The organism is Paenarthrobacter sp. CM16 (assembly GCF_013179505.1).
In the GTDB taxonomy this organism is placed as follows: domain Bacteria; phylum Actinomycetota; class Actinomycetes; order Actinomycetales; family Micrococcaceae; genus Arthrobacter.
The window spans coordinates 1-6916 of the sequence record NZ_JABMCX010000249.1 but is presented as its reverse complement, the minus strand read 5'-3'; the positions used below and the strand labels follow the sequence as shown (position 1 = coordinate 6916).

Sequence of the window (6916 nt, the reverse complement as noted above, 5' to 3'; positions counted from 1 at the left end):
ATTCCGATGCTTCCCCGGGCCGGGGACGCGTTGAGGGGCGTATCAGTTGTGCTCACGGCGGCAGTCACTCTGTTCTATGCTCTGGGGTTCTCGCAGCGGCTGCCGTCCCGGTCTTCGAAAGCTGACACAGGCGCATGAACCGCTGGTGGCCTCCAAATATCATACCGTGGCCGGAAGTGGCCCAATGTCCGCAAAATACGTCAATGTTTCCGAATCTTCACTCCCCTTCCGGGCCATCGTGATTCATATAAGGGAATTTCTGTCCAGTTAGTGGGATTCCCTGAGTTCCCTGACACGTTTAGGGCTAAGCTGTTGAGCAGATCAGCACACGTTGACCATCCGGGAAACCGCATTCTCGGATATCCGTGCGTCTGGATGAGAGATCAACGTTTCAATGGTGAACGGCTGGTAGACACATTGCAGCGGGCGCCATCCTGTGCTTCCTGCGTGCCGTGTCCGTACGCCTGCCGTCAGCACAGAGAGGGGCTCGGTTTTCGTGCCACATTTGGAAGAGCAAGAACTGTCATGGACCGATCTGGACAAGAAGGCAGTTGACACCGTTCGCGTGTTGGCCGCTGATGCCGTGGAGAAGGTCGGCAACGGCCACCCTGGTACGGCGATGAGCTTGGCTCCGGCAGCGTACCTGCTGTTCCAGAAGCTGATGCGCCACGATCCGAAGAACCCGGACTGGATCGGCCGCGACCGGTTCGTCCTGTCCCCCGGTCACACTTCGCTGACCCTTTACATCCAATTGTTCCTCTCCGGATACGGGTTGGAGCTGAAGGACCTTGAGGCGCTCCGCACGTGGGGTTCGCTGACCCCGGGGCACCCCGAGTACAAGCACACCGCCGGTGTGGAAATCACCACCGGCCCGTTGGGCCAGGGCCTGGCCTCGGCTGTGGGTTTCGCTTACTCGCAGCGTCGTCAGCGCGGATTGTTCGACGCCGATGCTCCCGCCGGCGAGTCGCCGTTCGACCACACCATCTGGGTTATCGCTTCCGACGGCGACCTCCAGGAAGGTGTAACCTCCGAGGCTTCATCGCTTGCGGGCCACCAGGAACTGGGCAACCTCGTAGTGATCTACGACGAGAACCACATCTCCATCGAAGACGACACCGACGTTGCTTTCACCGAGGACGTCCTCAAGCGCTACGAAGCCTACGGCTGGCACACCCAGCGCGTTGACTGGACCAAGACCGGCGACTACGTCGAAGACGTCCAGGAACTCTACGCAGCCCTGCTGGCAGCGAAGGCTGAGACGAACAAGCCGTCCATCATTTCGCTGCGCACCATCATCGGCTACCCGGCACCGAAGAAGCAGAACACCGGCAAGATCCACGGCTCGGCCCTGGGTGCCGAGGAAGTCGCGGCACTGAAGACCGTGCTGGGCTTTGATCCGGCCAAGTCCTTCGATGTTGACGAAGAAGTTCTGGCACACGCCCGCAAGGTCCTGGACCGCGGCGCTGAATCCCGCACTGCCTGGCAGAGCTCGTTCGAGGCATGGCAGTCCGCCAACCCGGACGCTGCTGCCCTGCTGGAACGTGTTGAAGCCAAGAAGCTGCCCGTGGGCATCGACGCCGCACTGCCGGTGTTCGAGGCCGGCAAGGACGTGTCCACCCGTGCGGCTTCGGGCAAGGTCCTGAACGCCATTGGCCCTGTCCTTCCGGAGCTGTGGGGCGGTTCGGCCGACCTCGCCGAGTCCAACAACACCACCATCGAGGGCTCGCCGTCGTTTATCCCGACGTCTCGTTCCACGGACGCCTGGAAGGGCAACCCGTACGGACGCGTACTGCACTTCGGTATCCGTGAGCACGCTGCGGCGTCGATCGTGAACGGCATCGCCCTGCACGGCCGCACCCGCGCATTCTCCGGCACGTTCCTGATCTTCTCCGATTACCAGCGCCCGGCCATCCGCCTCGGTGCGCTGATGGGTGTTCCTTCCCTGTATGTATGGACGCACGACTCCATCGGTCTGGGCGAAGACGGCCCCACCCACCAGCCGGTGGAGCAGCTCGCCTCGCTCCGCGCCATCCCCGGCCTGGACGTTGTCCGCCCCGGCGACGCCAACGAGGTCTCCGCAGCCTGGAAGGCCATGCTGGAGAACCACGAGAACCCGGCCGGCATTGTCCTGACCCGTCAGAACATCCCCACGTACGCCCGCGGCGAAGGTGAAGCGACCGGTGACACGTTCGGTTCCACCGCAGGTGTTGCCAAGGGCGGCTACGTCCTGGCCGAAGCCTCCAAGGACGGCGAAACCGTGGATGCGCAGGTCATCCTGATCGGCACCGGCTCGGAAGTCCAGCTCGCCGTCCAGGCCCGCGAAGCGCTCCAGGCCGAAGGCATCGCCGCCCGCGTTGTGTCCATGCCGTGTGTTGAGTGGTTCAACAAGCAGGACGAGGCCTACCGCGAATCCGTGCTCCCTGCCTCCGTGAAGGCCCGCGTCTCGGTTGAAGCCGGCCTCGCACTGGGCTGGCGCGAATTCGTCGGTGACGCCGGCCGCTCCATCTCCCTGGAACACTTCGGCGCCTCAGCTGACTACAAGCGGCTCTTCAACGAATTCGGCATCACCGCCGACGCCGTTGCAGCCGCTGCCAAAGACTCCCTCGCAGACGCCAACGCATAACAGTCTGCTTCCCTCTCACAAGGAGAAAAACACATGACCAGCACTCCCACGCAGCAGCTCTCCGACGCCGGCGTTTCCATCTGGCTCGATGACCTCTCCCGCACCCGCCTGGAAACGGGCACCCTGCAGAAGCTGATCGACGAGAAGAACGTGGTTGGTGTGACCACCAACCCGTCCATCTTCCATGCAGCCATCACCGCGGGCACGGACTACGACGCCACCATTGCAGCCCAGGCCGCCGCCGGTGCCAGCGTCGAAGAAACGATCTTCGAAATCACCACCACGGACGTCGCTGACGCCTGCGATCTGTTCGCCCCGGTCGCAACAGCGACCAACGGTGTTGACGGCCGCGTCTCCATCGAGGTGGACCCCCGCCTTGCCTGGGACACCGCCGGAACGATCGCCGAGGCAAAGCACCTCTACGCGAAGGTGAACAAGGACAACGTCCACATCAAGATCCCCGCAACCCTGGAGGGCCTTGAAGCAATCACCGCTACCCTGGCTGAGGGCATCAGCGTCAATGTGACCCTGATCTTCTCCCTGGAGCGGTACCGCGCGGTCATCAACGCTTTCCAGTCCGGCCTCGAGCAGGCCAAGGAGAACGGCCACGATCTCTCCAAGATCCACTCCGTGGCCTCGTTCTTCGTCTCCCGCGTTGACTCGGAGATCGACAAGCGCCTTGACGCCATCGGCACCGATGAAGCCAAGGCACTCAAGGGCAAAGCAGGCGTTGCCAATGCACGCCTGGCCTACCAGGTCTACGAAGAGCTCTTCTCCACCGAGCGCTGGGCAGTGCTGGCCGAAGCCGGCGCCCTCCCCCAGCGCCCCCTGTGGGCCTCCACCGGCGTGAAGGACCCGGCGTACCCGGACACCCTCTACGTGACCGAACTCGTCGCAGCAGGCGTGGTCAACACCATGCCGGAAAAGACCCTTGACGCCACGTTCGACCACGGCGTAGTCACCGGTGACACCATCTCCGGCACCTACGATGACGCGAACGAGACCCTCAACGCCCTCGAAGCCCTCGGCGTCTCCTACAACGACGTCGTCACCCTTCTCGAGACCGAAGGCCTTGAGAAGTTCGTGGGCTCCTGGAAGGAACTCCTCGCCGACGTCGAAGGCGCACTCGCCACCGCACGGAAGGCTTCCTAACAACTATGAGCACAATCAGCTACGACGCCAGCGGTGCCGCACAGCAGGCAATCGCCCAGCACATTGACAGCTTGGTGGAGGAGAAGATCGCCACGCGGATTTTCGCCAAGGACCACACACTGTGGGGTCCCGACGCAGAGTCCGAGTCAGCGATCAGGCTCGGCTGGGTAGAAGCCGCCACGGTGTCCCAGGCCTTGGTCGGGGACATTCTGGAACTTCGTGACGCCCTCCGTGCCGAAGGAGTCTCACGTATTGTCCTTTGCGGCATGGGTGGATCTTCTTTGGCCCCCGAGGTCATTGCCGGTACCGCCGGCGTCGAGCTGACTGTGCTTGACAGCACTGATCCTGAACAGGTCAGCGCTGCTTTGGCTGACCGTTTGGCGGAGACGGCGATCGTCGTTTCCTCCAAGTCCGGGTCCACCGTTGAGACCGACTCCCAGCGCCGCGTATTCGAGAAGGCGTTCAACGATGCCGGCATCGACGCCAAGACCAGGATCATCATTGTCACGGATCCGGGTTCACCGCTGGACAAGGCTTCCCGCGAGGCGGGATACCGTGCAGTGTTCAATGCCGACCCCAACGTGGGCGGCCGCTTCTCGGCTTTGACAGCCTTTGGCCTGGTCCCGTGTGGTCTGGCCGGCGTGGATATCCAGGCCTTCCTGGATGAGGCAGAAGAAGCCGCGGAGATCCTCAACGAGGACTCCGCTGACAACATCGGCCTGGCGCTGGGCATTGCCTTGGGCGGCACCACCCCGCTGCGGAACAAGATTGTCATCGCTGAGGACGGTTCAGGCATTGTCGGATTCGCTGATTGGGCCGAACAGCTCATCGCCGAGTCCACCGGCAAGCTGGGCACCGGTGTCCTGCCCGTCGTAGCCGGTCCTGACTCTCCCGAGGCGCTGACCGGCGCCGAGGACGTCCTGGTGGTGCGGCTTGTCAGTGCCGATGCCGACGTCGAGCTCCGCGAGAACGAGGTGGCCGTAGCCGGCGGCCTGGCTTCACAAATGTTTACCTGGGAGTTTGCCACCGCAGTGGCCGGCCGGCTGCTGGGCATCAACCCCTTCGACCAGCCCGACGTCGAGGCCGCAAAGGTAGCTGCGCGCGGTTTGCTCGACGCCCGCCCCGAACCGACTCCGGCAGCCTTTACCGACGGTGCTGTGGAGGTACGCGGGGGCGAGTGGCTTGGCTCCGCTTCCACGGTGTCCGAGGCTGTGCAGGCGCTCCTCGGCCAGCTCGGTACGGATGGGTACTTGAGCGTTCAGGCCTACTTGGACCGTATATCCCACGCGCCCCTTGAGGGAATTCGGGATGAACTTGCAGCCGTCAGTGCTCGCCCGGTGACTTTCGGTTGGGGCCCTCGGTTCCTCCACTCCACCGGCCAGTTCCACAAGGGCGGACCGGCTATCGGAGTTTTCCTGCAAGTCACTGCAGCATCCTCCACCGACCTGGAAATTCCGGAGCGGCCTTTCACCTTCGGGCAGCTCATTGCGGCTCAGGCCTCGGGCGACGCACAGGTACTGGAAGGCCACGGCCGCCCGGTATTGCGTCTGCACCTCACCGAACGTGCTGCGGGCGTAGCCCAACTCCAGGAAGTCGTCGCTGCGTTGGCCGGCCAGGCCAGCGCACTCGAAAGCTAAGGCACAGAACCAAACATGCCAGAAACTGAAAACGGCAGGAAGAACGCCGGTCTCCGGAACCCCTTGCGGGATCCTCGGGACCGGCGCCTGAACCGCATCGCCGGGCCGTCGTCGTTGGTGTTCTTCGGAGTCACCGGCGATCTCGCCCGCAAGAAGCTCATGCCGGCGGTCTATGACCTCGCCAACCGTGGCCTGTTGCCTCCCAGCTTCGCTCTGGTTGGCTTCGGCCGACGCGACTGGGACAACGCTGATTTTGCGGCTGAAGTGAAGGAAAACGTCAAGGCCCACGCCCGGACGAAGTTCGACGAAGCGGTGTGGGAGCAGCTTGCTTCCGGTATCCGCTTTGTTCAGGGCGAGTTCGACGACGACGACGCCTTCGAGCGTCTCGGCGACGTCCTTGATGAGCTGGATGAAACCCGCGGTACCCGGGGCAACCATGGCTTCTACCTCTCCATCCCGCCCAAGGCGTTCGAACAGGTCTGCCGACAACTGTCCAAGCACGGTCTCGCTCAGGCGAAGACGGGCCAGTGGCGCCGGGTGGTCATTGAAAAGCCGTTCGGGCACGACCTCGAGTCCGCCCGTCAGCTCAATGACATCGTCGAATCGGTGTTCCCGGCTGATGCAGTGTTCAGGATCGACCATTACCTGGGTAAGGAGACGGTGCAGAACATCCTGGCGTTGCGTTTCGCGAACCAGTTGTTTGAACCCCTCTGGAACGCCAACTATGTGGATCACGTTCAGATCACCATGGCCGAGGACATTGGCACCGGGGGGCGTGCAGGCTACTACGACGGCGTGGGCGCGGCCCGTGACGTCATTCAGAACCACTTGCTGCAGTTGCTGGCGTTGACGGCCATGGAGGAACCCATTTCCTTCAATGCCGATGACCTTCGGGCCGAGAAAGAAAAGGTCCTTGCTGCGGTCAAGCTGCCCGAAGACCTGTCCACCCACTCGGCGCGTGGTCAGTTCACCGGCGGTTGGCAGGGCGGCGAGGAAGTCCTCGGGTACCTTGATGAGGATGGCATCCCTGCCGACTCCAAGACCGAGACCTTTGCTGCGATCCGGGTTGACATCAACACCCGCCGTTGGAACGGTGTTCCGTTCTACCTGCGTGCAGGAAAGAGACTAGGCCGCCGCGTTACCGAAATTGCCGTGGTGTTCAAGCGCGCACCCAATCTGTTGTTCCGGGACCACGGTGAGGACGACTTCGGCCAGAACGCCGTGGTCATCCGTGTCCAGCCTGATGAGGGCGCCACTATCCGGTTTGGTTCCAAGGTTCCGGGCACCCAGATGGAAGTCCGCGATGTCACCATGGACTTCGGCTACGGACACTCCTTCACCGAGTCCAGCCCCGAGGCTTACGAGCGACTGATCCTGGACGTGCTCCTGGGTGAGCCGCCGCTCTTCCCGCGCCACCAGGAAGTGGAACTGTCCTGGAAGATCCTGGACCCGTTCGAGGAATACTGGGCCGGGCTCGATGAACAACCGCAACCCTACGCACCCG

At 63.0% G+C, this 6916-nt stretch carries 4 protein-coding genes; all 4 read left to right on the top strand.

Features of this window, described 5'->3' with window-relative positions; translation table 11 throughout:
• The first annotated feature begins 496 nt into the window (after nucleotides 1-496).
• Nucleotides 497-2623, top strand: coding sequence for a transketolase (gene tkt, locus HP499_RS18425; RefSeq protein WP_309138422.1), 2127 nt, complete (start codon nucleotides 497-499; stop codon nucleotides 2621-2623).
• Between the two features lie 33 nt (nucleotides 2624-2656).
• Nucleotides 2657-3775 carry a transaldolase gene (gene tal / locus HP499_RS18420; RefSeq protein WP_172325636.1) on the top strand — a complete coding sequence of 373 codons (1119 nt, stop codon included), beginning with the start codon at nucleotides 2657-2659 and terminating at the stop codon, nucleotides 3773-3775.
• A gap of 5 nt (nucleotides 3776-3780) precedes the next feature.
• Nucleotides 3781-5412: a glucose-6-phosphate isomerase gene (locus HP499_RS18415; protein ID WP_172325635.1), complete on the top strand. Its 1632-nt coding sequence runs from the start codon at nucleotides 3781-3783 to the stop codon at nucleotides 5410-5412.
• 15 nt (nucleotides 5413-5427) lie between these two features.
• Nucleotides 5428-6916, top strand: a 1489-nt coding sequence (zwf, locus tag HP499_RS18410; protein ID WP_172325634.1) for a glucose-6-phosphate dehydrogenase, incomplete at its 3' end; no start/stop codon positions are given.